Genomic DNA, 26182 nt, shown 5'->3' with positions numbered 1-26182 from the left:
GGTATTTTGAATTTTGAATTCGGAGCGAAGCGACGTGATACCAATTCACAAAAAACTTGATACAGATGTAAACACTAAAAGGTAGGCTGAGTCTCACTTTCTTAATTTTGAATTTTGAATTTTGAATTTTGAATTGGTATGACAATACAACCTCACCCCAATACACCAGGAATGACTGTAACTTGTGCAGTTGTGACTGTCAGTGATACACGCACCCCAGACACAGATAAGAGTGGGCAAATTATCCAGCAATTACTCATCGATGCTGACCATACTGTCGGAGCATACACCATCATTCCCGATGAACCAGAGCAAATTCAACAGCAGATAGAATTATTCAGTCAAAAAGCAAATCTCGATGCAGTAATTTTCAATGGTGGTACGGGTATCGCACCTAGAGATACTACCTATGATGCCATTGAAAAATTGTTAGAAAAAACCCTACCAGGATTTGGGGAGTTGTTTAGATTCTTAAGTTATCAAGAAATTGGCTCGCGTGCGATCGCCTCTCGTGCAGTTGCCGGTGTTTATCAAGATAAACTGATATTTTCCCTACCTGGTTCTAGCAATGCTGTGCGCTTAGGTATGGAAAAGCTAATCTTGCCAGAAATCACCCATTTAGTTAGTCAAATAAGAAAATAGGGAGTAATGAACTTCTGACTTTTGACTTTATTTAGGGACTTCCAGAAAATAAATTATCCAATTCCTGCGAGAAGACATCATGATTTTCCCCCTGCCCCCGTTCGGCTGACGCTCACGGCGGAAGCCTGCCCCCTGCCCCTCTGCCTACACAGTGATAGTATATTTTTTAAGTTGGAAGTCCCTTATTTTGGTCTAGCGCAACCTTCTAAAACAGTGTTTCCGCTAATATAGATAGCTGAATAGGGATATTTGATATCAGACATTCCATCACTACAGGATGCTACCTTTTTGATTACCAAAGTATTAGTTAAGTTGTTTTTACCTCTTAATCGATAAACTCTAACTAAATCTACAGGACGACCTGATGCTTGTAACGGCACAACATAGGGAAAACTTTGGCGAGATTCTGGAGTGGAATAAGTAATACCTTTTTTGCTAACTGTCACACTCCAAAATGGCTCTGTGCCACTAACAATAAACTCTTCTGTAACGCGATTTCGATTGTTAGCTTGAGCAACTAACAATTTACTATTGTCGGCATTGCTGGGAGTATTTGCTAATAAATTGGCACTAATTCCCATTAATAATATAGGTGCAATTAATCGTTTCATATTTGCATTAAATAACTCTACAAATATATTCCAATACAGTTCAGATAAGAAAAATAAATTTCAACCAAGCCAGCAAATGTTCACTCAACAAAAAACGAAAAAATGATTTTGGAGGGGGTTTGGGGGACGCAACCGTCCCCCAATCGGGGGCTTGGGGGAGAATCCCCCAAATCTTGCTCATTGTCTAATAGACAGAGCAAAGATTGAGAAATTAACTCTCACCACCTTAACTGAACCGTATTGAAATATATTCAACTTGCTGACAGATAATTTCTGAATAAGTTAGTCAATAGTCAATAGTCAATAGCCATTATACCAATTCACTAAAATTATGATACAGATCCAAACCCAGAAACCCTTGTCAAGTCAGGATTTATCAATTGCGAATTGCGTTAGCGTAGCGGGACGTTAGTCCATTGCGAATTGCGAATTGGTATTAGTTTTTGCTACCTTGTCTACCTTGTCTCCCAGTCCCCAGTCCCCAATCCCCCAAACAGAATAACCCCACCTTCTTCCAGAAAGCGGGGTTAATATTTATGGTTATTTAAAAAGCTTTAAAAAGGAGCGATCGCTATACAAATTGTCGCTAAAATTGCGGCGATGATGTAGAAAACACCAACTACTTGTAATTCTGACCAACCAGATAATTCTAAGTGATGATGTAAAGGAGCCATTTTAAATAGACGCTTGCCTTTGCCATCGGGGCCTTTTGTGGCTTTGTAATAAGTTACCTGTGCCATCACAGATAGGGTTTCTACAAAGAAGATGCCACTGAGGATAAATAAGGCTACTAAAGTGTTAGTTAACAATCCTACGGCGGCTAAAGCACCACCCAAAGCTAGAGAACCTGTGTCTCCCATGAATACGCGGGCGGGGTTGCGGTTGTGTGCCAAAAAGCCTAGACAGCTACCACTCAAAGCTGTGCAGAACACCATTAATTCTGGAGATGTGGGGGCGACTATCGCACCTAATGCTAACAAGGCGATCGCTACTGTACCACCTGCTAAACCGTCAATACCGTCAGTTAAGTTAGTAGCATTACTCTCTGCTACAAGCACGAAACCAGCTAAAGGCCAAAATAAAAATCCTAAAGGTAGCGCAAAACTCACCCAAGGTAAAGCGATACTTGTAATGTTGGCGGGTTGATTAAACATCAGCCAGACACAAAAGGCAACGGCAAAACCGATTTGCAACATCAGTTTCATCCGAGGTGAGATACCTTTATTGGACTTGCGGCGGAGAATTTGCCAGTCGTCAAGCCAGCCAATTAAACCATAGCTAAGAGTTAAAGCAGAGACGGCAAGCACTTGGGGAGCAAAATTAGACCAAACACAAGCAACAATCACCGCTACAGGAATGAAAAAGATTCCTCCCATAGTTGGTGTCCCCGCTTTCTTGAGGTGTGCTTGGGGGCCATCTTCACGGATGATCTGACCAGCCTTTAATTTTTGTAGCATTGGCACTACAAAGTAACCTACCACTGCTGACATGACGGCAGACACTAACAAAGGCAAGGTGAGAGACATACCCTGCCAGGGGGTTCTGTTTGCCAGCCAATCTAAAGTTACGGCTGCTATTCCTAGTCCAGTGGCTAAACCAGAAGCTAGACCGATGCCAGAAAAATTCAATCCTTGGTTTGGAGATAATTTAGCGTCCACAAAACCTTCCCTTCACTCCACACTAAATAAAACTGCTTAACTGCATAAGTTTTCGGAAAAATATCAGTCTTTCAAAAGATTAATCTTCATCTAGAGTGATATCGTCGTCATCATCATCAAGGTAGTCAATGCCATCATCTCCGCCCAGAAATTCTGAAATTTCTTCTTCTTCATCTTGAAAATCAGGCTCATGGACATCCCTGGCGATAATGCGTCCGTTAGCTTGTAGCCAATCTAATAAGGAAGATTCTTGCTTTAGAGGGATGACAGCAGCACGCTGATTTCGGGGTTCTTCACGTAGGGGAGAATTCAACATATCGATTTAATAGGCAAAAAAGCTTATGTAACTAGACATTAAGAAGTCTATCACTTGATACGCAATAATTTAGTTATTTCTTCAACTATGGGATGAATAAATCCGCAAGCTAACAAAAATATTTTATTTAATAGTGATAAAGCAATTAACAATTGATTGTGAGTATTTTTTCTGAAGTCATACATAGGGATTAACATCGAAATAATAAGGCTTAAATTCTGATAGTTGTTGAGGGATAGGTGATGGTGAAAAAAGCGGCTCTATTAAATGCGATCGCCGGTACAAATCGGGGTTTACTAGCTAGTGAACTGCAAAAGCAGGCTATCTTAGCTGCGATCGCCACTTTAGAAGACCTAAATCCGACACCGCGTCCTGTAGAGGCTGCCAACCTGCTAGAAGGCAATTGGCGTTTACTTTATACCACTAGCAAGGCTCTCTTGAACATAGATCGCCTACCGATATATAAACTTGGACAAATTTATCAGTGTATTCGGGTAGAAACCAGCAGTGTTTACAATATTGCTGAAATCTATGGCTTACCTTATCTCGAAGGATTAGTCAGTGTAGCCGCTAAATTTGAGCCAGTTTCCGAACGACGCGTCCAAGTAAAATTCCAGCGTTCTATCGTTGGTTTACAACGATTAATAGGATACACTTCCCCAGAGAATTTGATCCAACAAATTGTTGCGGGTAAAAAATTTGCGGCTTTAGATGTACCTATCAACAGCGAAACACAACAGGGTTGGTTAGATATCACCTACATCGACGAGAATTTACGAATTGGCAGGGGTAACGAGGGTAGCGTGTTTGTCTTGAGCAAAACATAAGATTTTTCTGAAAAATGTGTTTGCGAACGAACTTATTTTATTGTTGCCACTTTGTCAAGTAGGGCATGACCCCATACTAGGTTGGCAAGGTTGGACATAAAAGTAACTGGAGGTAGAGATTGGTTGATTGGGGATTGGGGATTGGGGATTGGGGACTGGGGACTGGGGATTGGGGATTGGGGATTGGGGATTGGGGATTGGGGATTGGGGATTGGGGATTGGGGACTGGGGACTGGGGATTGGGGATTGGGGATTGGGAGACAAGGTAGGAAAAACTAATGACTATTGACTATTGACTATTGACTATTACCAAATCAGATAAATAACTTAACAAAACCTCTAGTAATGACCTTCAAGTTGTAGAGTGAAATCAATTAGCCCTACATAAATGGCGATTCATAACTAAAAGGGAAAATAATCATGGTACAACGTGGTTCTAAAGTTCGTATTCTTCGCCCCGAATCCTACTGGTTTCAGGAAGTAGGTACTGTGGCTTCTGTAGACCAAAGCGGTATCAAATACCCTGTAATTGTCCGCTTTGAGAAGGTAAATTACTCCGGTATCAACACCAACAACTTCGCTGTTGACGAACTCCTAGAGGTCGCACCACCCCCAGCTAAAGCCAAAAAATAACTAAGCAGCCAAGTCTGAAAGGATTTATTTAATGGGATGATGAAGTGAAGGGTGATGTATAGATACTGGAGTATGAAAATTATAAGAAAATTATAATTATTTCATTCTTCACCCCAGACTAGCCTACTAACTCTGTACCTACCTGCGGGTATTTGCGGATCATTTTTCGGAGTTTGGGCAGACATTGTATCTATATTATTAATCTCATTTCTGATCCCTATAAATAAATCCAATCCCTTGCTTAATCAGCTTAAATGCCTGAACTGCCTGAAGTTGAAACAGTCCGTCGGGGTCTGAATCAGTTGACCCTGAATTGTAAAATCACGGGTGGAGATGTGTTGCTAAATCGCACCGTCGCCCACCCTTTTTCTGTAGATGAGTTTGTAAATGCGATCGCCAGCAAAACCATAGTTAATTGGCAACGTCGCGGTAAGTATCTCCTAGCTGAACTTTCTCAATCTTCCCCATCTCCCTCTATTAGTTGGCTAGGAGTGCATTTGCGGATGACTGGTCAATTGCTATGGCTAAAGCAAGATGAACCACTGCATAAGCACACACGAGTCAGAATATTCTTTGAGAATCAACAGGAATTGCGGTTTGTTGACCAGCGCACTTTCGGACAAATGTGGTGGGTACAGTCTGGGGTAGCTGTAGAAAGTGTGATTACTGGTTTAGCCAAACTTGCAGCTGATCCCTTTTCGCCAGAGTTCACAGTTAAGTATTTAGCCGATAAATTACATAATCGTCGCCGTCCAATTAAGACTGCACTATTAGATCAGTCCGTGGTGGCTGGGTTGGGTAATATTTATGCTGACGAAGCCTTATTTAAAAGTGGCATATTACCGGAAACTCTGTGTACAGCTTTAAAGTTAGAGCAAATTGAGCCTTTGCGAACGGCAATTATTCAAGTCTTAGAAACCAGTATTGCAGCTGGCGGTACGACTTTTAGTAATTTCCTGAATGTTAAGGGGATCAATGGTAACTATGGGGGTGTAGCGTGGGTTTACAATCGCACAGGCGAACCCTGTAGAGTTTGTGGTACGTTAATTCAACGCATTAAGTTAGCAGGAAGATCCAGCCATTTTTGTCCACAGTGTCAAAGTTAGGGGGGTGAGGGTGTAACCAATTTTGGATTTTGGATTTTGGATTTTGGATTCAAAACCCGAATCTCGAAACAATAATACCTATCCCAATTCAGTATAAGTAGAATTTATCCCCAGTCCCCAATCCCCAGTCCCCAACCCCCCAATCCCCTATAATTCTCTATAAAACAACGTAATCAATTGAGAGGGGAACGTATGCCGATTAAGAAAGGAAATATGGTGCGCGCTGTGCGTGAGAAGCTAGAAAATAGTTTGGAAGCTAAAGCTAGTGATACTCGCTTTCCAGCGTATTTGTTTGATACTCAAGGTGAAGTCGTAGATATTAAAGGTGATTACGCCTTAGTGAAGTTTGGACAAGTCCCCACCCCTAATATTTGGTTACGTTTAGATCAACTGGCAGAATTTGAATAATCTGCTGGGGAATTACCCATAACAACATTAGTTTGTAGTAAGCACTTTAGTGCTTAAGGATTTCAGGACTAAAGTCCTTACTACAAACGATTAGGGGATTTTCTCACCTTGGTCACTGGCGATCGCAATCTTAGCTGTTACCCTTGGTGGTATACAGGTTGCATTGTCTAAGCAAATTTATGTTTTCTCCTGTTGAATCCCCAATTGTCCGTCGTCTACCGCGCGTTGCTATTATCGGTGCTGGTAGGGTGGGTAGTACGTTAGCCCAACGCATTGCTGAAAAAAATCTAGCGGATGTGGTGTTATTAGATATTGTTGAGGGAATACCTCAAGGTTTAGCACTGGATTTGCTAGAAGCTAGGGGTATTGAATTACATAATCGTGAGATTATCGGCACAAATAATTACGCAGATACAGCAGGTTCGCAAATTGTGGTGATTACCGCCGGATTTCCCCGCAAAACTGGGATGAGTCGGGATGATTTACTCAAAACCAACGCCAAAATTGTGGTTGAAGCTGCTAAAAATGCGATCGCCTATTCTCCTAATGCTATTTTTATCGTCGTCACCAATCCTCTAGATGTGATGACTTATCTAGCTTGGGAAGCTACAGGTTTACCGCGAAATAGAATTATGGGGATGGCTGGGGTATTAGACTCAGCACGGTTTGAAGCTTTTATCGCTTTGGAATTGGGGGTATTACCTGCTGATGTCAAGGCGATGGTGTTAGGTAGTCACGGGGATTTGATGGTTCCGTTATCTCGTTACGCCACGGTTAATGGTATCCCCATTACAGAATTATTGGATGCAGAAACAATTGCGCGCTTAGTAGAAAGGACTCGCAATGGTGGCGCAGAAATTGTGGAATTAATGCAGACTGGCGGTGCATTTTTCGCGCCAGCTTCCGCGACTAGTTTGATGGTGGAATCGATTGTATTGAATCAGTCGCGGTTGTTACCTGTGGCTACATATTTACAAGGTGAATATGGTTTAAAAGATGTGGTGATTGGTGTACCTTGTCGTTTGGGTTCTCATGGAATTGAGAGTATTTTGGAATTAAATCTGAGTGATTCTGAAAAAGAAGCTTTGCATATTTCGGCTCAAGCTGTACGGAAAAATATTGAGCGATCGCAAGAAATTTTAGCTGCAACAAGTTCGATATAGTCAAAACAAAAGGCAGTAGTTTTAGAAGCTACTGCCTAATTTAAAATCACGCAATTCATCACCTAATAAAATCAAATTTTTCAGTAGTTATTTGTCGTCGTCCTCATCATCGTAGCGGTCTTGGCGAGAACGGCGACGACCAGAATCTTCCTCATCATCTTCATCATCATAACGGTCTTCACGGGAACTGCGGCGACCATAATTTTCTTCATCTTCATCATCATAACGGTCTTCGCCGTCTCTTCTTTCTCTGCGTCCCCGATATTCCCGATAATCTCCTTCTTCCTCACGTTCTTCGCGCCTTGAACCACTCATAAAATCTTGAGCTTTTCGTAAAAAATCACCCACCATAATTGATTTCCTCGCTGAAATATTGCAGTAGGATAAACACCTATTTTGCAAAAGTTTGTAGTTACCCCTGTTATGATGAGCCGATTTTTTCAGTCTTCCGTCCTACTTTTGAAATACTTTGCGATCGTTCTTGAGAAATATACTTTTAGTTGGATTATATGTGCAGAGAAATAATAAGTGTTCTCTAGAAATGATCTTTACAAACAATAACTTGACGTAAAACCTACTGTGGAATTAGTAGCATAATTTACAGTGATATCATAACAAAAATATCTATATTAGTGTATTTTCAATAACATAAGAAGCATATTTATATTTGGTTGCTTGTGCCTTATTTATTGATAAAATAGCTATTTTTCTAAAATTTCCAGAAAATTTTCAATGCTACATAAATAGTATATGCAATAAAAAGCAATTTATAATATTGTCAGAATTATCAGTTAAATAGGCTACATCACATGGGTTTAGGCAAAGATAGCTTACAGAGTGCCAAAACTAAAACTCGTCTTCTGCTGGCTTTATGGGATTTGGGAGGAACACAGCAGGAAATAAAGAAAGGCCAACTCAACAAGCGCATTTTATCGAAGGGCAAGAAAGCCGCAGATTATCAAGGTGTATTTGAGGAGTTACAGAAACAAGGGACGATATCGATTTCAAAAACAGGATATTCTCTGACATCGCCCAAGGGTTTAAAGGTACTGAGTGACGGTTTGAGAAGTGGTGAGTTTAAGTTTGACGGCACTATTGTTGGCACTTGGGCGGCGAATGCGTTGGTGAAGTGGATTGGCCAAATTGATATTGCAGGGGTTAGCACATCTACACCAGTTAATGGGAACAGTTTGATCGCTTCTTATGAAGAGTTCAAGTCAGTAGTGCTGGAAGTTTACGACAAGTTGAACCAGAATTACAACTTTAATGATTTAGTACCAATTTATCGGATCAGGAGAGAAATAGGCGATCGTGTTAGTCGTGAAAGTTTCAATGAATGGTTGCTGGAAGTACAAGCTAATGACATTTTTCAACTAATTGCTGGAGAAATACCAGACTTCACTCCTGATAAACGTGAAGATTCAATCACTATTCCTGGTGCAGAATTACGTTCTTACGCCAAACGCTTGAGCTAATCAGAATAGATACAAAAATTTTGTAGTTCCTCACACTATACAGAATTACCATGACAAATAATCCTGTTTCTCCAATAGAAGCTGTCAACGCCGCTATTCAAAGCCATAATCCATTTATCAACGCTGGAATTAATACAGAACCAGATGTCTGGCAAAAGAGATTTGACGTAACCACATTAAATGCTCATGCTTCTAATATTGTTTTTCAAGCCCTTGATTTGGTGCGTAACAGTCAATCGAGTCAAGACAAAGTAACATCAATTGCCATAACTGCGGCACGAGGAGTTGGAAAAACCCACCTTCTCAGTCGTATTCGTCATAGGCTGGAACTTGAAGGTGGTGCTTTGTTTATATATTCAGGAGTCAATAACTATACGGACTTAAATTTAGTTAAATACCAATTTCAGCAAACCTTGGCAGATAGTCTGAGCAAAACTGGTAGTCAAGGGGTGATGCAATGGCAGGAAGTAGCAGCAGCGATTGCAAATGAAGGCTTTAAAGCTATCAATCCGAATGCTACAAGCCTTTCTCCTCAAGAACTGGTGAATAAATTTGACAAAGTAGATGCAAGTTTTTCAGCTAATAACAAAAATTTGATGGACAAATTAATCACACCAGTTCTGAAAACAAAACCAAATGCAGATCCTTATATTCTTAGGGCTATTTTATGGACTCTTTCAGAAAATAAATCACCATTTGCAATCAAATGGTTGTCTGGTGATGAGTTAGCTAACTCTGATGCAGAAGCTCTGGGATTGCCAAATCCTAGCAAAAGCAATCAAGACAAAGAAGCTGAAGCCCTCAAAAATATTCAACAGATTTTGAATTTGGTTAGTTACTACAACCCAGTAGTTATTTGTTTTGACGAAATAGATGTCAAAATAAACTGTAACGATGATGGCTTACCTACAGAAATCGTAATTGCTAATTTAGTCAAAATTCTGCATGATACTCTTGAAAATTATGAACTCGGTCGAGGTGTGGTTATTATCACAGTCATGCTTCCTGAAATCTGGACGCACAAGATAAATGTAATGCCAGGTGGTAGTGGTACACCACATCGAGTTTCAAAATATACAGGTAATAAACCAATAGAATTACGGTATATTGATAGCAATTCTTTGGTTGAATTAGTCACTATTTGGCTAAAAGACTTTTACAACGCAAGAAATCTAACTCCACCAGATTTACTCTACCCATTTAAAATTAATGACCTGCAAGACTTTGGTAAAGGCAAACCAACTATTAGAGAAGCTTTAAGATGGTGTGCAGAAAACTTTAAAGTTGAGGGTGAAATTTTACCACCAGACCCATTAGAACGCTTTAAGTTGGCTTTAAAAAGAGAGTATGAACCAGATATTGACAATTATTTAGATGACAACTCTTTGATTGCTAATGCTTTGCTCTTTAGCTTTCAAACACTGAAAGGTGAAACATTGGAAGGTGAGACTTCTACAGGTGAAAAATTAAACGGATTAACCATACAAGAAATTGAAGAGTTATCACAAAAATCACCAAATAATGGCTTCATAAACTTTAAAATTATTGTCATAGAAAATGAGAAAATTATCAAAATTGGAGTAGCTGTAGCACAACCAGGCAAATCAATATTATCCGCCTTAAATCGATTAACGGACTATTCAAAATTTGATATAAGTCGTGGTTGCTTACTGCGTTCTAAATCTAAAAGGATTGATAAAAAAGGAGAGGCCTACAAGTTACTAGAACACCTCGTGTCAAACTTAGGTGGAGAATGGGTTGATTTGAAACCAGAAGAAGTTAAAACACTTATTGATATATATTATGTCTATCAAAAACGTAATAATTATCAACTTAGTGAAGAACAAGTAATCGATTTTTCACGAAAGATAACTCGTGAACATCCTCTGTTACTAGAAATTTTGAGTGATCCGGCTGGTCAAATTGATGAAGAAGCTATTGCAGGAGAAGAACTACTCAATAGTTTCTTAAACCCTTTCATTACTGATGAAACAGATGATTCAGACGCGCTACTTGAGTTATTTAATTAAGTATGAGCGAATCAGTTTTGATTTACAACGCCCTATGTTTACCTGCTCCTGACATCGAAGCATTAATACAAGGGCGAATTATTGCAGCTATGCCTCGGAAATTCATCAATCCGGGGCAGAGTTTTGCGCTTTATCCAGCTAATGTTTCAATTAACTTATTACCGAATCAATACTACCGTTCAAATTTTCTACCTATTGCTCAAACTGTTAGTGCAAACTTAGGTACTGAAACAACTTTAATTAGAGCTTGGGCGAAATGTGAACTGTGTCAAATGCTCAATACTCATGATTCATTTGATGCTTTGTCCAAATTAACTATCTGGACAAAGGAAGCATTACAACAAATTCTCACACAAAGACCTTATATTTTTTTGGCTTACCTGCGCGTTTATTTACTACCAGAAGCACAAGAAATTGATATACAAAACCAAAGCAGCCACTTTTTAGCTTTGCCAAAGTCTCTGATTGTAAGTAAAGACAACCCAATATTAAACGATCGCACTTTCGCACAACGCAGACAACAACTAGAAAAATTAGAACCTCCAAAGCATCCTGAATTAGAAGAGTTGCAAAATGCTTTAACTCAAATCTCTAATACTAGTCCAGCAGCTAAAGAATTAGATAGTGATATTAAAAAAATTCTTGGCTGGAGCAGCGATAGCTCAGAAATTACTCTAGATTCAGACTTGGTATGGATTAATAAAATTGCTGAAATTGGAAATTCTAGTGATGGACAAGCATTTGAAAAATTAGTACGTCGAGGATTAATAAAATTAGGCTTTACAGGTTCACATTTAAATCCAGATGCAACTGGCGGAGCAGGAGGTATGGATTTTTATGCTGAAGCACCTTTCCCAATTGTAGGAGAGTGTAAAGCTACTAAAACAGAGAAAGTTTCTGATGGTACACCTGCACAATTACTAAAAATAGGTGTAACCCATTTAGGTAAATTCCAGTATGAGCAAGCCATTAAATTAATTGTTGCTGCTGGAGAATTAAATGATTATGCCTTAAGAACAGCTACTGAACACTATATGAATGTTATTCGCCCTGAAACACTACAAAAATTAGTTGAATTGCAAGCACAGCACAAAAATTCTATCAACCTATTAGAACTAAAAGAGCATTTACAACAAGCTCCTTTTGGGATAGCTGACGATAAAATTAATCTTTATATTGATAAAGTTAGACAAAATCTTCAATTGCGATCGCACATTATTCAGCTTGTTAAAAACTATCTGCAAAACTCAGGTACAGAATCTGCTGGTGTTGACGCTTTACATGGTGCATATTTTGGTTCAAAGCCACCACAACCAATTAAACCAGTAGAAATGCACGAAATTTTAATAGAACTTTCATCGCCATTAACAGGGTACTTAGGGCGAATTATAGGTAGTGATTGGAGAAGCGATCGCTTTTACTATTTACGTGACTTACCAATTAACTAAAGATTAGTTTTAAGAGTACCAGTGTTGAGATAATTTTAGATAAAGAAAAGTAACAATAACTCAATAGCGATCGCAATTCCTCAGATGTTAAGCAAAGTAATGGGAAAACAGCGATCGCCTTTTTGTTGGCTGGAGAGATTTATGCGTAAATATAACTACTAGTTTTGAATATTACGTTAACTTTATACCTAAATCCTGAGTTGTATACTTTACAAAAACTTTTAAATTTATACTGTCGAATAAGTAAGCATATACTGATTACACTAATAGTTAAGAAAACCCTTGTAAATTTAAAATCAGAGGTAAAATGGAATATGTATTACCAACTTTGGGCGTTCTTTCTCCAAGAAGACGAATACCAGCAGTGGAGAAAAAATACAAAACTTAATAATAATTATAATAGATTAACATGGCAAAAAATCAATGATTTTTTCGCCTCTGTAGAAGATAACTTCCTTGTAAAGAGTCAATTGGGAAGGGCAAAAAATCAAGAGCATTTTATTAGCATTGCCACTGAAAATGGCTATAACTTAACCTTAGAAGAACTAGCTTGGTTTCTTGTCACCAGAAAGCATATTTGGACATTTCTTGATTTCGCACAAACAACACCATCTGTCAAAGACAAACTATTAGCATCTAAAACTCCTCAACAATTTGTCCAAATCGCGGCTAACTACGGTTATCACTTTACTATTGATGAATTAGCCTGGCTGCTTACAGAAATTAAATCATCACCAGAATTAGTACCAATTGATAATAGTGTGGGAGAAGTTGATACTGTCTCCAACTACGGCAAGATTGAAATAGGATATTGGATTTGGTTAGCGGAAGAATGGGGAATCATAGCACCTTTTTGTCATAGAGAACCGCCACTAAACTTTATGTCTCAGTATAGTGACAATCCTTTCTTGCCAGATCGCTGTTTCTTGCCCAAAAGCTACTTTAATCAGCACTTAATTAGCCATAGATAGACACTCAACACTCAAAGATTTGCCTTTTGTGTGCGGCGAAACAGTTTACAGACATGAATTTATTAATTTTGACTTTCTGCACATCAAAAAAACCCGCTTTCATTAAGAAGGCGGGTTTTAAAATTAACGTGAGTTCGATAAGTCTTTTGTGACCTCTCCCCCAACCCCTCTCCGACACGGAGAGGGGAGTAAAGAGCTAAAATATCAACGAAAAATGTGGGTTTTAAAGCCTCTCTCCTTGCAGGGGAGAGGTTTGGAGAGGGGTTTTTTTGTTTGTCGAACTCACGTTAAAATTAATAGAACTATTCCTGGTTGAACTTTTGTTTAGCAGTATAAAATTTATTACCCTAGAGAAACTTTTAAACTGCTGGGTTGGGCAAGATTTCCCTGAAAAACTACACCGCGTTGATTAGCGTACAGGTGACGCAGAATCTTGTAAATAGCTTCAACTTGATCAGCCGCACCTAATTTATCTGCAATTTCTGCCAAAGAGAGGGCTGATTTTTCTTTTTGCAGTACGCCTACTACCTTGGCTTGCAAGTCCAAAATAGCCGCAGCCGCTTTTTTACCGGCTTCTACCCCTGGCTGGTGGTAAGCGTTAATGTTAACCAAGCTAGCGTATAAACCCACAGCCCGTTCATACAAAGCGACTAATGCGCCGACAGTCCTAGCATTAACTTGGGGAATGGTGACAGTGATGGAGTCACGCTGATTTTCATACAAAGCTTGGCGAGTTCCTTGTAAGAAACCAGAGAGATAGTCACCGGAAGTTACACCAGGATCAATCTCTGGAGATGCGCCGTTGCGGTCTTCCAAAACTTCGATTAAGGTAGCAAAGAAATTGGGTACACCTTCACGCAATTGCTGTACATAGGCGTGTTGGTCGGTTGAACCCTTGTTACCATAAACGGCAATACCTTGATAAACAACATTGCCATCTAAGTCTTTTTCTTTACCCAAGGATTCCATAACGAGCTGTTGTAAGTAGCGGCTAAACAACAGCAAACTGTCCTTGTAGGGTAAAACAACCATGTCTTTTTCACCCTTACCGTTACCCGCAAAATACCAAGACAACGCCAATAACGCCGCCGGGTTATTTTTCACATCACCGACGCGGGTAGCATCATCCATTTCTTTTGCACCTTCTAGCATGGTGCGAACATCAATCCCTTGCAAAGCGGCGGGAACTAACCCAACAGTAGACATTTCCGAAGTCCGTCCGCCTACCCAATCATACATAGGGAATCTAGCTAGCCAACCTTCAGCTTTTGCTAATTTATCCAGATTACTATCAGCACTAGTAATAGCTACTGCATATTGAGCAAAATCTAAATTTTGTCCAGCATAGGCTTTTTTGACTTCAATCATGCCGTTACGAGGTTCTGGTGTTCCTCCAGATTTGGAGATCACTAGTACCAAGGTGCTAGCAAGATGATTTCTTAGTTGCGTAAGAACCCGATCAATACCGGCGGGATCTGTGTTGTCGATAAAATGAATTTTTAGGGGCGGAAAGTCTGGGGCGAGGGCTTCAGCAACAAATTGAGGGCCAAGGGCAGAACCACCTATGCCAATAGAAATAACATCTGTGAAGCGGTTTGCTTTAGGTGGATGAATCGCACCTGTGTGAACTTTTTCGGCAAAGGCTTCCACTTGTTCTAAGGTTTGCACAATTTCTTGTGTCAGTTCTGGAGTGGGGGCTAAATCTGGGTTTCTCAGCCAGTAGTGTCCCACCATGCGGTTTTCATCGGGATTGGCGATCGCACCCTGCTCCAATTGAGCCATCTCCGCAAACGCTTTGTCAAACTTCGGCTGCAACGACTTCACGAAGGCATCATCAAAACGCATCCGACTTACATCTAGATACAGTCCTAATCCCTCGTGGAAATATAACCAATCTTGGTATCGTTGCCAAAGTGCCTTCGCATCCATAGGGAAATCTCTAGTAAAGTGTCCTTAAAATCAAGTGTAATGTAACGGTAGACCCATCCCTGCTTTGCCTTATACAGTTTTTAGTGTTGAGAAACTCATCGACCTAAACATCTGGCATAGGTATGACGCGCAGAAATTTAACAATCTCACCCCTGATTTCTATCCCAACCAAATAATTATCAATGGTAAACCTGTGAAAAATGCCCTCATCATCCAGCTGTCGCAAATCTGGAAGAGAATGCAAATTCCACTTGTCAGCAAACTCATAAAACACAAAATCGAATACTCGCTGATAGGCAGCTGATTCTAAACTTTTCAGGTCTACTAAAAAAGACCTAGCATAACGCATTTCTAGATTCACCGCGTTCACCTTAGTAAGGATGTAGGGGTTTAGGGGTATAGGGGTGTAGGGATATAGGGGTTTAGGGGTAGACTTTTACACCAATACACAGTCCCCAATCCCCAGTCCTAAACAAACATCAACATTCGGACGGCTTCATCATGGGTTAAGATATCCCACGGTTGCTGCGATCGCTTGACTTGTTGTATTGCTTTTAGCATATAAAAATCACAGTGCAGCGCATGGATATCATGCCAAACGCTTTCCAGTTCCTCATCCCCTAACTGTTCAATTAAATGATGGATTCTAATTCTCAACAAGTTCATCTATTCTTCATATTAACCAAAACACAAACGTATTATTCCCAAAAATCGCCTATGTTTAACGGGTTGGGGATTGGGGGTTGGGGACTGGGGATTGGGGACAAGGTGGACAAGGTAGACAAGGTAGAATTTTACCCAATGGCTAATGACTAATGACTAATGACTATTGACTATTGACTATTGACTAATAACTAATGATTGAATACCTGATTTTTCTTGCAATTTCTACAGCCACCTTTGCCCTGTTTAGTTTAGGACTCAATTTACAGTGGGGTTTTACAGGGTTAATTAATTTTGGTCATATCGCTTTTATGACTTTGGGTGCTTATACTACGGTGCTATTAAGTCTTAGGGGTGTGCCTCTATTCATCGCAGCCCTGATAGGGGCTGCTGTGGCGGCTTTATTAGGTTTAATTATCGGTTTGGCTACTCTGCGCCTGCGGGAAGATTATTTAGCCATCGTTACTATCGGGACTGGTGAACTCATCCGGTTGGTGGTGAATAACCAGGAGTTACCTGTGGGTGATACTTGGGTATCTGGGGCGTTTGGTGTACAAAGTTATCCTATACCTTTTTCGACACAGCCAAATTTGGTGTTTCGTTTGGGAATGATTGGTGTCTTAACGCTGCTGCTGGCGATTACGATTTTTTCTTTATGGCGGTGGATTCGCGTTGCTCAAAAACCACAGGTTGCTGATTCAGGTTACAGAGTTGGTAACAAGCAAGAATTTATTTCGCGGTTGGTGGTGGGCAGTATCTTAGGTTTATTAGCACTGCTCATCTATATTTCTGGGGTGATCACACTTTATAACTACATCCCCAAGGCGGGTTTAATGCTGTTATCACTGTTAGTGTTAGCACTGGTATTTTGGCGACTGGAATATTTAGTGCGATCGCCTTGGGGTAGAGTCTTGAAAGCTATCCGTGAAGATGAAGAAATACCCAAAGCAATGGGTAAAAATGTGTTTTGGTACAAGCTACAATCCTTGATGTTAGGTGGTGCGATCGCAGGTGTAGCTGGTGCTTTCTTTGCTTGGCAAATCAGTGCTATTTACCCTGATAACTTCCAGCCACAGCTAACTTTTGACTCATGGATTATGGTGATTTTGGGTGGTTCTGGTAATAATGTCGGCACAATTTTAGGCGCAGTCATTTACTTTGCTTACGATGCCATTACCCGTGAACTTTTACCAAAAATTATCCCCCTAGATGAAGCGCGTTTAGGTGCATTTCGGATTATGGTGATTGGTTTAATTTTAATGGTGCTGATGATTTGGCGGCCTCAAGGTATCTTAGGGAAAAAGGAGGAACTTACCCTTGGTAAATAACCAATCATCCCCCCTTCCCCTATTAGCTGCTAGCGGACTTTGTAAAAGTTTCGGCGGGATTAAAGCTGTCAATGAAGCCCAAATCGAAGTTGCTCAAGGTAGCATCACTGGTTTGATTGGCCCCAATGGTGCTGGTAAAACTACCTTATTTAACTTACTTTCTAACTTCATCCGTCCAGATAAGGGACGCGTAATTTTTGACGGTGAACCCATCCAAAACCTACAACCCCACCAAATCGCCCAACAGGGATTAGTCCGCACTTTCCAAGTAGCGCGGACACTCTCTCGGCTGTCAGTGTTAGAAAATATGCTACTAGCAGCCCAAAAACAAACAGGGGAAAATTTTTGGCAGGTACAGTTACAACCCCATGTAGTTGCGAAGGAAGAAAAGGAATTAAAAGCCAGAGCAATGACGGTACTGGAATCTGTGGGATTAGCCCATAAAGCTTATGAATATGCTGGTGGTTTGTCTGGAGGACAACGTAAACTGCTAGAAATGGGTAGAGCCTTAATGACAAACCCCAAATTGATTTTGCTGGATGAACCAGCAGCCGGAGTCAATCCTAGATTAATTGATGATATATGCGATCGCATTCAAAATTGGAATCGTCAAGACGGCATGACCTTTCTAATTATTGAACACAACATGGACGTAATTATGTCCTTGTGCGATCGCGTCTGGGTACTAGCAGAAGGCAGAAATTTAGCCGATGGCACACCTGCCCAAATTCAAAACAATACCCAGGTATTGGAAGCTTATTTAGGGCAATGAGATTGGGGACTGGGGACTGGGGATTGGGGGCAGGGAGCAGGGGAGAAAAAATCACTCATTACTTATTACTTATTATTTGACAAGAACCGAAGCAATTCACTTGCGCCTTGGCGATCGCTTCTCTATACTTCTGATACGCTAAACTTGGTGCATAACAGAGAGTTGCAACTTGCCAAACTGCTGTACGTTATAGTTCTCCGATTTTAGGTAAGAGCTTGATGAATATAGGATCATCCGGTGAACAACAGGTATCACATACAGAAAAGGTTATAGTTATATGTCCAAACTGCTCTCAAAAACTACGTACTCCAATTGATCGAGGTGAACTAAGGCTGGAATGTCCCAAGTGTAAGCACAATTGGCAGTGGTCTCCAGGTACAAAAATTACAATTCAGATTGAACGCATCAAAGAAAAGCTTGAGAAAGCTAGACAACTTCAAAGTGTTCGGAATCAACCTTACCAAGACTTTTACCCCTCTAGCGATCCATCAAGGTATAGCTTTAAATTCAATCCTCCACTTAGTTCGCATAAAATTGACGCATGGGAGACCAAGTATAACACTTGTCTTCCACTAGAGTACCGAAGTTTTCTTGAACAAATTGGGAATGGGGGCGGGGAAGTTCATGGCATGGAAATGCTGCGGCTAGAAGATTGGGCTATTGGTCTGTGTTTCGGTGATGAAGACAAAGCACTCATAGCTCCAAGTCAGCCTTGCCTTTTGCTTGAAGAGTACCAAAGTGATGAAGCATGGGAGCGATGGCTTGTCGAGATCGCTGGCGAACATTGGGAACAGAAGTACGAGCAAGAACTCTGGTCACCACAATTTGGAACAATTACTGTTTCTAAGGATCAATGTGGACCATTTGGGTTTATGGTCTTGAATGGATCGCTGAGAGGGCGAATTGGTTGGTTTCTAGGTGATTGGGGTTCACCTACTTTTGAATCATCAGCAACGTTTTTAGATTGGTATGAGTTATGGCTTGATGGCTTGATAGCAATTTAGCTGAAGCAGCAGAAGCCTCACGCCAAATCAAAGATTCTGGCGTGAGATGAATGCGAGTGAGTTAACGATTCCACCCCAGAGTCGAATTTCAAGCTAAGTGAGGTAGAGACGTTGTAATGCAACGTCTCTACAACGATAAATGTAGGGTTTCTGTCTTTAATACACATTAGGCGTTATTACTTATTACCTATTACTCACAACCTCCAATACACCCCGTTTTCTCGCTGCATTAGGTGGTAGCCAACCAATTCTCGTCTTAAGGTGGCGTAGTCTGGATGATAGGTTTTGAGAATGTCATTCACATCATGTTCTGAATAGTTAACTCCCGACTCAAATTTGTTGGCTAACCATTTGAGAATTACTAAACGCTTTTTGCGACTAGCGGGAATTTCTTTGAGACGTTGTACCACTTCCGTACTAGTTTGTTCTAATTCCAAGTAGTTTTTTAAGACTTTGCTCTCCCAGGCTTCAGTATCAACATCCTCGATGACAGATGCTAGTTGTTCAGTCGTGAAAATTTCCTTGCTGATGCGTTGTAAAACTTCACTATCCAATTGATATATGCGACTGTTGCCTTCTGGGCGCATTGTCACTAAATTTAACTCTCTTAGCTTGGCCAAATGATGGGAAACTGTAGGCTCTTTGAGTTGCATTAATGCTGCCAATTCTTCAACACTGCACTCTTGATTAGCTAAGATTCCTAAAATCTTTAATCGGCTTTCGTCGGCCAACGCTTTGAAAAATTGTAGCAGGGTTTGAAATTGTTCTTTGTTCATAATTTGTTATACTTAATTCGACCCCAATCTAATTAGAGGTAGATCGAATTACTAATGCTGTAATCGTCTGATGCAGCACAAGCTCTGCTTTGGTTAATTTTGAATTAATGTTAATTTTGCGATTCGTTGTGAAAAAAGTTGAGTTTTCTTAAGTAGTTCTTCACATTTCGCCATGTTCCAATCATCATTCCGTCGAAGAAAGCAGAAACCAGGTATGCCCAAACCAGGTACTTCGCTGGTGCAAGCCGCTAGACTTTTAGGTGTAGACCAAAGTACCCTGTACATGGCTCTGCAAAAAGGACAGATACCGACGCACAAAAGAAACGGGCGCACTGTAGTTAGCCAAGGTGCGCTGCTAGATTATAGAGCAAGAATCAGGCACCTTTCATAGTTATTCGTAATTGAGTCCAGCAGAAATCTTAATGGGGCGTGCAACTAGTTAGTTGTGCGCCCCTATATATTTAACAAATCAGGAGAAAATCTTACTGTATGGGAATCCGACTTGATTATTGAAATGATTTGCGTAGATAGGGAACAGGGAACAGGGAACAGGGAACAGGGAACAAGAAAAGAAGTAACAGAGGTGTACTGAGATTTTTTCAGAAATCAAATATGATTCCTATATATGACGGTATTTTATAATTGGGGGAATTCAGTATTTTTTATGAATTAATCCCCAAAGATTATATGAAATTTTTCTGTTTAAGAACATTGATCACAACAGGTGCGATCGCCATTAGTGCAGTTATCACCACGCAACAACCTGGTTGGACACAACGCACTAGAGGTTTTTACTGTGATATGTCCACAGGCAAACCGATCACAATGTATCGCAACTCTAGCGGAGAGCGAGAACCGTGGATTCGCTGGACTTCTAATTTTTTTCAAAATAGTGGTTATGACAATTTCACTAGATGCAGAGAAGTTAGCGGGCGGTTAGAAATTTACCGTCAACAAAGAAGGCTAAGATTCATTACTGTGGGTATGATGAATCGTCAGCGTGTAGTTTGCACCGCTAGTCAAATCAATGGTCGTTGTGAAAGACTTATTTTTACTCTGAAGCCAGGACAAGATGCAGTCGCAACACTAGATAATCTCCTAGCTTGGCGCAAAGGCGAAACAGGAACACCTTCACTGTATGAAAGTGCTTCAGCTCCTTATATTGATGTCAGTAGCCGCTTAGATAGTGAGAGTGACACACCATCTGTAGCATCTCCTACCAATTCCCAGCCTGAACCTCAATCACCTACCTCTAGTCCAGATAGGGAATTGTAGTTTTTCAGAAAAGGGTGTGGGGGTTAGGGACTGGGGACTGGGAACTGGGTATTGGTGTAAAAGTCTACCCCTATACCCCTATACCCCTACACCCCTCATTTAACTAAACTGCTCACCTACATCCAAGTTGAAGAGCATTTGTAGAGTTTGCATACATCGTCTTCTGGCTTCTACATCTTGCTGGGCGCGCAATTGCACCATCGGATCATGTAAAATTTTATTAACAATTCCTCGTGTTAAAGCTTCTATGACTTCTTGATGTTTATCGCCAAATTCCGAACCCAATCTTGATAAAGCTTTCTCTAATTCTTGTTCGCGAATGGTTTCGATTTTATTTCGCAGTGAACTGATTGTAGAAACGGTTTCGAGACTGCGCCACCAAACATCAAAAGCATCAACTTCTTCTTCTAAAAGCCGTTCAGCTTCCTGAGCCATTTTTCTCCGGCTTTCATAGTTTTGGGCGACGACTGCTTTTAAATCGTCCACGTTAAATGCTTCTACGTGAGATAGTTCATTTACGTCTGTATGGACGTTACGTGGTACAGAAATATCAAATAGCATTAGAGGTTGGTTAGGGGCTAAAACCATCTCTAATTTCGCTTTATCTAAAATGGGGTCAGTTGATGATGTGCTAGTAAATACTATGTCACTTTCGGCAATTACTTGCATCATTTCTGAGAGCAAGTGTATGCGGATGGGCTGTTCTGAAAACTGTTGTGCTAATTCTTGAGCGCGATCGCGGGAACGATTGACAATACTGATTTGTGTAGCACCTTTAGAAATCAAGTGTTGTACTAGCAAGCGCGACATCTTCCCAGCACCGAGAATTGCCACACGACAGGCTGCTAAATTATCTACTTTGATTTGTGCTAGTTCTACAGCCGCCGAACTAATAGATACTGCACCAGTACCGATGCTAGTCTCTGTTCTCACACGCTTACCGGCTGTAATTGCTTGTTTAAATAATCGATTCAAAATTGTTTTTATACCGTTATATTGCTGTCCCAGTTTGTGAGTATTTTTCACCTGAGCCAGAATTTGTCCTTCACCCAGGACTAAGCTATCTAAACCAGCTGCTACCCGCATAACGTGCATCACAGCATCTTCATGGAGCAGTACAAATAAATGTTGCCGCAAAGAATTTATAGGTAATTTGCTGTGTTCAGAAAGAAACTGAGTCACTTCTCGGACACCGTGTTCGGTTTCCGCAGCCACAATGTAGATTTCTAGGCGGTTACAAGTGCTGAGGATAGAAACTTCATCAATATGGGGATAGCTGATAAGATGAGCGATCGCGCTTTCTGTTTGTGGTTCTGGAATACTCAGCTTTTCCCGAATTTCGACTGGGGCTGTTTTATGGCTTAACCCCACCACTGCAATATTCATTTCTTATCGGTAGTTTAGTAATGGATTATTTTGGGGATTAGGGACTGGGGGTTGGGGATTGGGGATTGGGGATTGGGTACTGGGTACTGGGGATTGGAGTAAAAATTTTTCCCTTGTTTCCCTGTCCCCTGCCCTCTGCCCCCTGCTACTTCTTCCCAGTCCCCAGTCCCCAGTCCCTAGTTCCTAACTCTTAGTGCAGTTGAACAATCTTGGGCTGTTCAAACATATGAATAGTATCTACAAAGCGAGCAGTTTTAGACTGGCTGGAAATAACCAAACTTTGAGTTCTTGCACCGCCGTGGAAGAAGCGCACACCTTGCATGAGGTTGCCGGAGGTAATACCGCAAGCTGCGAACAGTACGTTTTCTCCAGAGGCTAGTTCATGTGCATCGTAGACCTTATCGGGGTCAGTGATACCCATAGATTGCAAACGCTCGATGTTAGCTTCTTTGCTTTCGCCAATCAAACCTGTCTTCACGACTTCTGGATCGTAGATCAATTGACCTTGGAAGTGTCCACCCAAAGCGCGCATTGCGGCTGCGGAGATAACACCTTCAGGAGCTGCACCAATACCCATTAAGGCATGAATATTAGTACCAGCAAAACCACAAGAAATGGCTGCACCTACGTCACCGTCGGCGATTAGCTGTACTCTCGCACCTGCTGACCGAATTTCCTTGATCAAATCGTTGTGGCGATCGCGCTTCATGACTACTACTACCAGTTCGTCAATTGCGCGGTCTAAACACTCAGCCAGAATCTTGAGGTTTTCTGTAGCTGACTTATTGATGTCTACTTTACCCTTAGCGGCTGGAGGTGCTGCTAATTTTTTCATGTAAAAGTCAGGTGCAGCAAATAATCCACCTTTTTCAGAAATTGCCAGTACAGCCATTGAGCCAGGTTGTCCGTAGGCTACTAAGTTTGTACCTTCGCAGGGGTCAACCGCAATATCAATTTCAATTAATTCATCTGGGTTACAGAAATCTTTAGCATCTGAACGAGCGCAGATACCGACTTCTTCGCCGATATACAGCATAGGAGCGTCATCACGTTCCCCTTCCCCAATCACAATGCGACCACGCATATAAATCTTATTCATACGCTCACGCATTGCTTCTACTGCTACTTGGTCAGCAGTATTTTTTTCGCCTTTACCCATCCACTTCGCAGATGCGATCGCGGCTTGTTCGACTACCTCAATAATTTCTAATCCAAGTGTATTTTCCACAGAGTCGCCCTCTCAACTGCTTGACTTTTGCGTCTTTTCATCTGGCCATTTCAGTTCTTAAGTCTACCAAAGGGCGGATACGTGTGTGAACCAATAAAAGAAATAGTATTAGCTAAATAATTTACTGATGTGTTAAGTTTTACTGCTAAAATCCATAGTATCTAAGATTGTGTGTAAAATCCTATCTCTATCTCAAGTGGAGAAATGAAATTTCTTGATGTAGAGCTGATGTAGACAAAAATAATCGTTGCTGAGAAAGTAAAACTAAAAAAACTCTGAAAATTATTGAAAAATTGACTAATAATTTAAACTCAGTAAAACTAGAAATATTGACATTTCCAGACAAATGAGACTATTGAAATAAAACTTGCTTTGGTGTCCACTTTATAATTTGTAAAAAAGTATCACATTAAAACTATGTTGGACTTTCTCAATCCCCTACTTGGTCGTCATCCCGAACGAATCAAAGCAGATGTTGAGATATATACTTGGCAAACTTGTCCTTACTGCATTAGAGCCAAGCTATTACTTTGGTGGAAAGGCGTAAATTTGACCGAGTATAAAATTGATGGAGACGAGACAGCGAGAGCAAAAATGGCAGAACGCGCCAACGGTCGCCGCACAGTACCACAAATTTTCATCAATAACCAACACATCGGCGGTTGCGATGACCTTTATGAGTTAGACACCAAAGGTCAACTTGATCCCTTGTTAGAACAGTTGATAGTCAATAGTCAATAGTCAATAGTCAATAGTCATTAGTCATTAGTCATTAGTCATTAGTCATTAGTCATTAGTCATTAGTCATTAGCGATTAGCAATCATCCCTTGTTTTCCAATCCCCAGTCCCCAGTCCCCAGTCCCCAGTCCCCAGTCCCCAGTCCCCAGTCCCCAATCCCCAGTCCCCAATCCCCAGTCCCCAATCCCCAGTCCCCAGTCCCCAATCCCCAGTCCCCAGAATATTTAACTTACCGCCACTGGATGAACCGAGCCTTAGAATTAGCACAAAATGCGGGTGATGCGGGGGAAGTTCCTGTGGGGGCTGTGATTACTGATGCTGATGGTAATTTGATTGCTGAAGGCGAAAATAGAAAAGAACGGGATCAAGATCCTACAGCCCATGCAGAAATTATGGCTTTACGTGCGGCTAGGAAAAATTTACAAAGCTGGCGATTTCATGGTTGTACTTTGTATGTCACCTTAGAGCCTTGTCCGATGTGTGCAGGTGCGATCGTACAAGCGCGTGTGGCTAAACTTGTCTATGGAGTGGACGATACTAAAACTGGCGCAATTCGGACTGTGATCAATATTCCTGATAGTGCTGCTTCTAATCACCGTCTGCAAGTGATCGGAGGTATCTTAGAATCAGCCTGTCGTCAACAATTACAAAATTGGTTTGCTACTAAGCGAAATCAAAAACAGTCGCAGACAGAGACAAAACTGTCCAGCTGTGATCACACAAATTGAGGAAGAAAATTTACGGTGTAACTACATTACATGAATTTTTTGCCGTATCTTACCAGTTAATTTGCAGCTACCCACATGATGGAAATTTACTCTGCTTCTGATAACTGTCCTTTACAAGCCCAAGAAGGGACTCAAAAACCCCAAATAGCCGTCTATGAAGGTAATATATCACCTTTACTGACTTCTACTGCTTACTTTCTAGGATATCATTTCCTCTTACCATTCTTTTTTGGACAAATCCAAATCATCGGACAAGAACATATTCCCACCACTGGCCCTGTAATTTTAGCCCCTACCCATCGCGCTCGTTGGGATGCCTTACTACTAGCATATGCTGCCGGTCGTTACGTTACCGGTAGAGACTTACAATTCATGGTGACAGTTGATGAATGTCAAGGGTTACAAGGTTGGTTTGTGCGTCGTATGGGTGGATTCCCTGTAGATACGAAACGTCCTGCTATTGCGACTCTTCGTCATGCAGTGGAAGTGCTACAACAAGGAAAAATGTTAGTCATTTACCCTGAAGGCAATATATTTCGAGATGGTAAGGTTCATACCCTCAAGCCAGGAATTTCCCGTCTGGCTCTAAGTGCAGAATCATATCAACCAGGATTAGGGGTAAAAATTCTTCCAGTGGGGATTAACTACAGTGAGCCTTATCCTAGTTGGGGTGCAGATGTCACTATCAACATCGGCCCAGCGATTAACGTCAAGGATTATACTATTGGCAAAGCCAAACAAAACGCCAAGCAACTTACAGAGGATTTAACTAGGTCACTCCAAAATTTAAGCAGTCCAGAACTAACCGTTAGTCATCACGCTTTTGCAGAGATTCCCAATTCTTGAAAAAAGTCTACTGATCAGCTTGCCATATCTTCATGATCTGAAGATGCGATCTATTTATTTTTTCTTGATTTTTTCTCTATAAAATGTACGGGTTGTTAGTCATTAAATTGAGATTATCAAGTATAGGTATTATTTAACTATATAGTGAATTTACGTACACTTTTCTGCCATCATTTAAGAAAAATATTCTTAGTGATTAACCAAATTATGACTTTAGTCC

At 40.8% G+C, this 26182-nt stretch carries 29 protein-coding genes; 18 read left to right on the top strand and 11 right to left on the bottom strand.

Annotation, left to right across the window (positions count from 1 at the left end):
• Positions 1-138: 138 nt before the first annotated feature.
• On the top strand, positions 139-642 hold the full coding sequence (locus ACQFX9_RS12655; protein ID WP_427162324.1) for a MogA/MoaB family molybdenum cofactor biosynthesis protein: 504 nt from the start codon (positions 139-141) through the stop codon (positions 640-642).
• 182 nt (positions 643-824) lie between these two features.
• On the opposite strand, the gene ACQFX9_RS12650 is transcribed toward ACQFX9_RS12655, so the two are convergent.
• The 3 genes from ACQFX9_RS12650 to ACQFX9_RS12640 form a co-directional block, all read right to left on the bottom strand.
• Positions 825-1253 (bottom strand): COG3650 family protein, encoded by a 429-nt coding sequence (locus ACQFX9_RS12650; RefSeq protein WP_427162323.1) that lies wholly within the window; start codon positions 1251-1253, stop codon positions 825-827.
• A gap of 554 nt (positions 1254-1807) precedes the next feature.
• Positions 1808-2911 carry a phospho-N-acetylmuramoyl-pentapeptide-transferase gene (gene mraY, locus ACQFX9_RS12645; RefSeq protein ID WP_427162322.1) on the bottom strand — a complete coding sequence of 368 codons (1104 nt, stop codon included), beginning with the start codon at positions 2909-2911 and terminating at the stop codon, positions 1808-1810.
• 79 nt (positions 2912-2990) lie between these two features.
• The gene (locus tag ACQFX9_RS12640; RefSeq protein WP_103138576.1) at positions 2991-3227 is read right to left on the bottom strand and encodes a DUF3134 domain-containing protein; all 237 of its coding nucleotides are present in this window, start codon (positions 3225-3227) and stop codon (positions 2991-2993) included.
• 242 nt (positions 3228-3469) lie between these two features.
• Between ACQFX9_RS12640 and ACQFX9_RS12635 the strand changes: the two genes are divergently transcribed.
• Positions 3470-4054, top strand: a complete 585-nt coding sequence (locus ACQFX9_RS12635; RefSeq protein WP_427162321.1) for a PAP/fibrillin family protein — start codon at positions 3470-3472, stop codon at positions 4052-4054.
• Between the two features lie 54 nt (positions 4055-4108).
• Here ACQFX9_RS12635 and ACQFX9_RS12630 read toward each other — a convergent pair whose 3' ends face one another.
• Entirely contained in the window at positions 4109-4318 is a 210-nt protein-coding gene (locus ACQFX9_RS12630; RefSeq protein WP_427162320.1) for a hypothetical protein, read from the bottom strand.
• A 156-nt stretch (positions 4319-4474) separates the two neighbouring features.
• On the opposite strand from ACQFX9_RS12630, the gene ACQFX9_RS12625 reads away from it, so the two are divergent.
• The 4 genes from ACQFX9_RS12625 to mdh all read left to right on the top strand — a co-directional run bounded on the left by ACQFX9_RS12625 (position 4475) and on the right by mdh (position 7364).
• Entirely contained in the window at positions 4475-4687 is a 213-nt protein-coding gene (locus tag ACQFX9_RS12625) for a photosystem I reaction center subunit IV (RefSeq protein ID WP_427162319.1), read from the top strand.
• A 254-nt stretch (positions 4688-4941) separates the two neighbouring features.
• Positions 4942-5793, top strand: a complete 852-nt coding sequence (locus ACQFX9_RS12620) for a DNA-formamidopyrimidine glycosylase (RefSeq protein WP_427162318.1) — start codon at positions 4942-4944, stop codon at positions 5791-5793.
• Between the two features lie 192 nt (positions 5794-5985).
• Positions 5986-6201 carry an NAD(P)H-quinone oxidoreductase subunit O gene (locus tag ACQFX9_RS12615; RefSeq protein WP_103138580.1) on the top strand — a complete coding sequence of 72 codons (216 nt, stop codon included), beginning with the start codon at positions 5986-5988 and terminating at the stop codon, positions 6199-6201.
• A 179-nt stretch (positions 6202-6380) separates the two neighbouring features.
• Positions 6381-7364 carry a malate dehydrogenase gene (gene mdh / locus ACQFX9_RS12610; protein ID WP_427162317.1) on the top strand — a complete coding sequence of 328 codons (984 nt, stop codon included), beginning with the start codon at positions 6381-6383 and terminating at the stop codon, positions 7362-7364.
• A gap of 87 nt (positions 7365-7451) precedes the next feature.
• On the opposite strand, the gene ACQFX9_RS12605 is transcribed toward mdh, so the two are convergent.
• The gene (locus tag ACQFX9_RS12605) at positions 7452-7715 is read right to left on the bottom strand and encodes a hypothetical protein (protein ID WP_427162316.1); all 264 of its coding nucleotides are present in this window, start codon (positions 7713-7715) and stop codon (positions 7452-7454) included.
• A gap of 458 nt (positions 7716-8173) precedes the next feature.
• On the opposite strand from ACQFX9_RS12605, the gene ACQFX9_RS12600 reads away from it, so the two are divergent.
• From ACQFX9_RS12600 to ACQFX9_RS12585, 4 genes are all read left to right on the top strand, one after another.
• Entirely contained in the window at positions 8174-8839 is a 666-nt protein-coding gene (locus ACQFX9_RS12600) for a hypothetical protein (RefSeq protein ID WP_427162315.1), read from the top strand.
• 50 nt (positions 8840-8889) lie between these two features.
• Entirely contained in the window at positions 8890-10869 is a 1980-nt protein-coding gene (locus ACQFX9_RS12595) for a P-loop NTPase fold protein (protein ID WP_427162314.1), read from the top strand.
• 2 nt (positions 10870-10871) lie between these two features.
• Positions 10872-12317 (top strand): DUF1802 family protein, encoded by a 1446-nt coding sequence (locus tag ACQFX9_RS12590; protein ID WP_427162313.1) that lies wholly within the window; start codon positions 10872-10874, stop codon positions 12315-12317.
• Between the two features lie 314 nt (positions 12318-12631).
• Complete coding sequence (locus ACQFX9_RS12585; RefSeq protein ID WP_427162312.1) at positions 12632-13288, top strand: Nif11-like leader peptide family natural product precursor; 657 nt, start codon at positions 12632-12634, stop codon at positions 13286-13288.
• Positions 13289-13630: 342 nt separating this feature from the next.
• Here ACQFX9_RS12585 and ACQFX9_RS12580 read toward each other — a convergent pair whose 3' ends face one another.
• From ACQFX9_RS12580 to ACQFX9_RS12570, 3 genes are all read right to left on the bottom strand, one after another.
• The gene (locus tag ACQFX9_RS12580; RefSeq protein WP_427162311.1) at positions 13631-15217 is read right to left on the bottom strand and encodes a glucose-6-phosphate isomerase; all 1587 of its coding nucleotides are present in this window, start codon (positions 15215-15217) and stop codon (positions 13631-13633) included.
• 103 nt (positions 15218-15320) lie between these two features.
• Positions 15321-15578 (bottom strand): cytotoxic translational repressor of toxin-antitoxin stability system, encoded by a 258-nt coding sequence (locus tag ACQFX9_RS12575; protein WP_427162310.1) that lies wholly within the window; start codon positions 15576-15578, stop codon positions 15321-15323.
• Between the two features lie 107 nt (positions 15579-15685).
• Positions 15686-15883 (bottom strand): hypothetical protein, encoded by a 198-nt coding sequence (locus tag ACQFX9_RS12570; RefSeq protein ID WP_103138589.1) that lies wholly within the window; start codon positions 15881-15883, stop codon positions 15686-15688.
• A gap of 191 nt (positions 15884-16074) precedes the next feature.
• On the opposite strand from ACQFX9_RS12570, the gene ACQFX9_RS12565 reads away from it, so the two are divergent.
• From ACQFX9_RS12565 to ACQFX9_RS12555, 3 genes are all read left to right on the top strand, one after another.
• On the top strand, positions 16075-17208 hold the full coding sequence (locus tag ACQFX9_RS12565) for a branched-chain amino acid ABC transporter permease (protein WP_427162309.1): 1134 nt from the start codon (positions 16075-16077) through the stop codon (positions 17206-17208).
• The gene (locus ACQFX9_RS12560) at positions 17198-17980 is read left to right on the top strand and encodes an ABC transporter ATP-binding protein (protein ID WP_236140648.1); all 783 of its coding nucleotides are present in this window, start codon (positions 17198-17200) and stop codon (positions 17978-17980) included. The genes ACQFX9_RS12565 and ACQFX9_RS12560 overlap by 11 nt, the downstream gene beginning before the upstream one ends.
• A gap of 218 nt (positions 17981-18198) precedes the next feature.
• Positions 18199-18984: an SMI1/KNR4 family protein gene (locus ACQFX9_RS12555; RefSeq protein WP_427162308.1), complete on the top strand. Its 786-nt coding sequence runs from the start codon at positions 18199-18201 to the stop codon at positions 18982-18984.
• A 194-nt stretch (positions 18985-19178) separates the two neighbouring features.
• On the opposite strand, the gene ACQFX9_RS12550 is transcribed toward ACQFX9_RS12555, so the two are convergent.
• On the bottom strand, positions 19179-19760 hold the full coding sequence (locus ACQFX9_RS12550) for a metalloregulator ArsR/SmtB family transcription factor (RefSeq protein WP_427162307.1): 582 nt from the start codon (positions 19758-19760) through the stop codon (positions 19179-19181).
• Between the two features lie 214 nt (positions 19761-19974).
• Here ACQFX9_RS12550 and ACQFX9_RS12545 point away from each other — a divergent pair, with 214 nt between their 5' ends.
• Together ACQFX9_RS12545 and ACQFX9_RS12540 are read left to right on the top strand one after the other, a co-directional pair.
• Positions 19975-20151: a helix-turn-helix domain-containing protein gene (locus ACQFX9_RS12545; protein WP_236140646.1), complete on the top strand. Its 177-nt coding sequence runs from the start codon at positions 19975-19977 to the stop codon at positions 20149-20151.
• Between the two features lie 320 nt (positions 20152-20471).
• On the top strand, positions 20472-21035 hold the full coding sequence (locus ACQFX9_RS12540) for a COP23 domain-containing protein (RefSeq protein ID WP_427162306.1): 564 nt from the start codon (positions 20472-20474) through the stop codon (positions 21033-21035).
• Between the two features lie 99 nt (positions 21036-21134).
• Here ACQFX9_RS12540 and ACQFX9_RS12535 read toward each other — a convergent pair whose 3' ends face one another.
• Positions 21135-22421 (bottom strand): glutamyl-tRNA reductase, encoded by a 1287-nt coding sequence (locus ACQFX9_RS12535; RefSeq protein ID WP_427162305.1) that lies wholly within the window; start codon positions 22419-22421, stop codon positions 21135-21137.
• 190 nt (positions 22422-22611) lie between these two features.
• Positions 22612-23649 carry a class II fructose-bisphosphatase gene (gene glpX / locus ACQFX9_RS12530; RefSeq protein WP_427162304.1) on the bottom strand — a complete coding sequence of 346 codons (1038 nt, stop codon included), beginning with the start codon at positions 23647-23649 and terminating at the stop codon, positions 22612-22614.
• A gap of 417 nt (positions 23650-24066) precedes the next feature.
• On the opposite strand from glpX, the gene grxC reads away from it, so the two are divergent.
• The 3 genes from grxC (at position 24067) to ACQFX9_RS12515 (ending at position 25962) form a co-directional block, all read left to right on the top strand.
• The gene (grxC, locus tag ACQFX9_RS12525) at positions 24067-24390 is read left to right on the top strand and encodes a glutaredoxin 3 (protein ID WP_427162303.1); all 324 of its coding nucleotides are present in this window, start codon (positions 24067-24069) and stop codon (positions 24388-24390) included.
• 240 nt (positions 24391-24630) lie between these two features.
• Positions 24631-25116, top strand: coding sequence for a tRNA adenosine(34) deaminase TadA (gene tadA / locus ACQFX9_RS12520; protein ID WP_427162868.1), 486 nt, complete (start codon positions 24631-24633; stop codon positions 25114-25116).
• Positions 25117-25191: 75 nt separating this feature from the next.
• Entirely contained in the window at positions 25192-25962 is a 771-nt protein-coding gene (locus ACQFX9_RS12515) for a lysophospholipid acyltransferase family protein (protein ID WP_427162302.1), read from the top strand.
• Positions 25963-26182: the final 220 nt, after the last annotated feature.

Source organism: Aliinostoc sp. HNIBRCY26, assembly GCF_050235535.1.
GTDB lineage: Bacteria > Cyanobacteriota > Cyanobacteriia > Cyanobacteriales > Nostocaceae > Trichormus.
The sequence above is the reverse complement of the archived record's forward strand: the minus strand, read 5'-3'. Positions and strand labels throughout refer to the sequence as shown.

Coding starts and splice junctions, on each gene's coding strand:
- tadA (WP_427162868.1), top strand. CDS start 24,631: ATGAACCGAGCCTTAGAATTAGCACAAAATGCGGGTGATGCGGGGGAA.
- ACQFX9_RS12570 (WP_103138589.1), bottom strand. CDS start 15,883: ATGAACTTGTTGAGAATTAGAATCCATCATTTAATTGAACAGTTAGGG.
- mdh (WP_427162317.1), top strand. CDS start 6,381: ATGTTTTCTCCTGTTGAATCCCCAATTGTCCGTCGTCTACCGCGCGTT.
- ACQFX9_RS12595 (WP_427162314.1), top strand. CDS start 8,890: ATGACAAATAATCCTGTTTCTCCAATAGAAGCTGTCAACGCCGCTATT.
- ACQFX9_RS12600 (WP_427162315.1), top strand. CDS start 8,174: ATGGGTTTAGGCAAAGATAGCTTACAGAGTGCCAAAACTAAAACTCGT.
- ACQFX9_RS12615 (WP_103138580.1), top strand. CDS start 5,986: ATGCCGATTAAGAAAGGAAATATGGTGCGCGCTGTGCGTGAGAAGCTA.
- ACQFX9_RS12515 (WP_427162302.1), top strand. CDS start 25,192: ATGATGGAAATTTACTCTGCTTCTGATAACTGTCCTTTACAAGCCCAA.
- ACQFX9_RS12655 (WP_427162324.1), top strand. CDS start 139: ATGACAATACAACCTCACCCCAATACACCAGGAATGACTGTAACTTGT.
- ACQFX9_RS12650 (WP_427162323.1), bottom strand. CDS start 1,253: ATGAAACGATTAATTGCACCTATATTATTAATGGGAATTAGTGCCAAT.
- ACQFX9_RS12635 (WP_427162321.1), top strand. CDS start 3,470: ATGGTGAAAAAAGCGGCTCTATTAAATGCGATCGCCGGTACAAATCGG.
- ACQFX9_RS12565 (WP_427162309.1), top strand. CDS start 16,075: ATGATTGAATACCTGATTTTTCTTGCAATTTCTACAGCCACCTTTGCC.
- grxC (WP_427162303.1), top strand. CDS start 24,067: ATGTTGGACTTTCTCAATCCCCTACTTGGTCGTCATCCCGAACGAATC.
- ACQFX9_RS12535 (WP_427162305.1), bottom strand. CDS start 22,421: ATGAATATTGCAGTGGTGGGGTTAAGCCATAAAACAGCCCCAGTCGAA.
- ACQFX9_RS12585 (WP_427162312.1), top strand. CDS start 12,632: ATGTATTACCAACTTTGGGCGTTCTTTCTCCAAGAAGACGAATACCAG.
- ACQFX9_RS12590 (WP_427162313.1), top strand. CDS start 10,872: ATGAGCGAATCAGTTTTGATTTACAACGCCCTATGTTTACCTGCTCCT.
- ACQFX9_RS12620 (WP_427162318.1), top strand. CDS start 4,942: ATGCCTGAACTGCCTGAAGTTGAAACAGTCCGTCGGGGTCTGAATCAG.
- ACQFX9_RS12555 (WP_427162308.1), top strand. CDS start 18,199: ATGAATATAGGATCATCCGGTGAACAACAGGTATCACATACAGAAAAG.
- ACQFX9_RS12605 (WP_427162316.1), bottom strand. CDS start 7,715: ATGGTGGGTGATTTTTTACGAAAAGCTCAAGATTTTATGAGTGGTTCA.
- ACQFX9_RS12625 (WP_427162319.1), top strand. CDS start 4,475: ATGGTACAACGTGGTTCTAAAGTTCGTATTCTTCGCCCCGAATCCTAC.
- ACQFX9_RS12580 (WP_427162311.1), bottom strand. CDS start 15,217: ATGGATGCGAAGGCACTTTGGCAACGATACCAAGATTGGTTATATTTC.
- ACQFX9_RS12545 (WP_236140646.1), top strand. CDS start 19,975: ATGCCCAAACCAGGTACTTCGCTGGTGCAAGCCGCTAGACTTTTAGGT.
- ACQFX9_RS12640 (WP_103138576.1), bottom strand. CDS start 3,227: ATGTTGAATTCTCCCCTACGTGAAGAACCCCGAAATCAGCGTGCTGCT.
- ACQFX9_RS12550 (WP_427162307.1), bottom strand. CDS start 19,760: ATGAACAAAGAACAATTTCAAACCCTGCTACAATTTTTCAAAGCGTTG.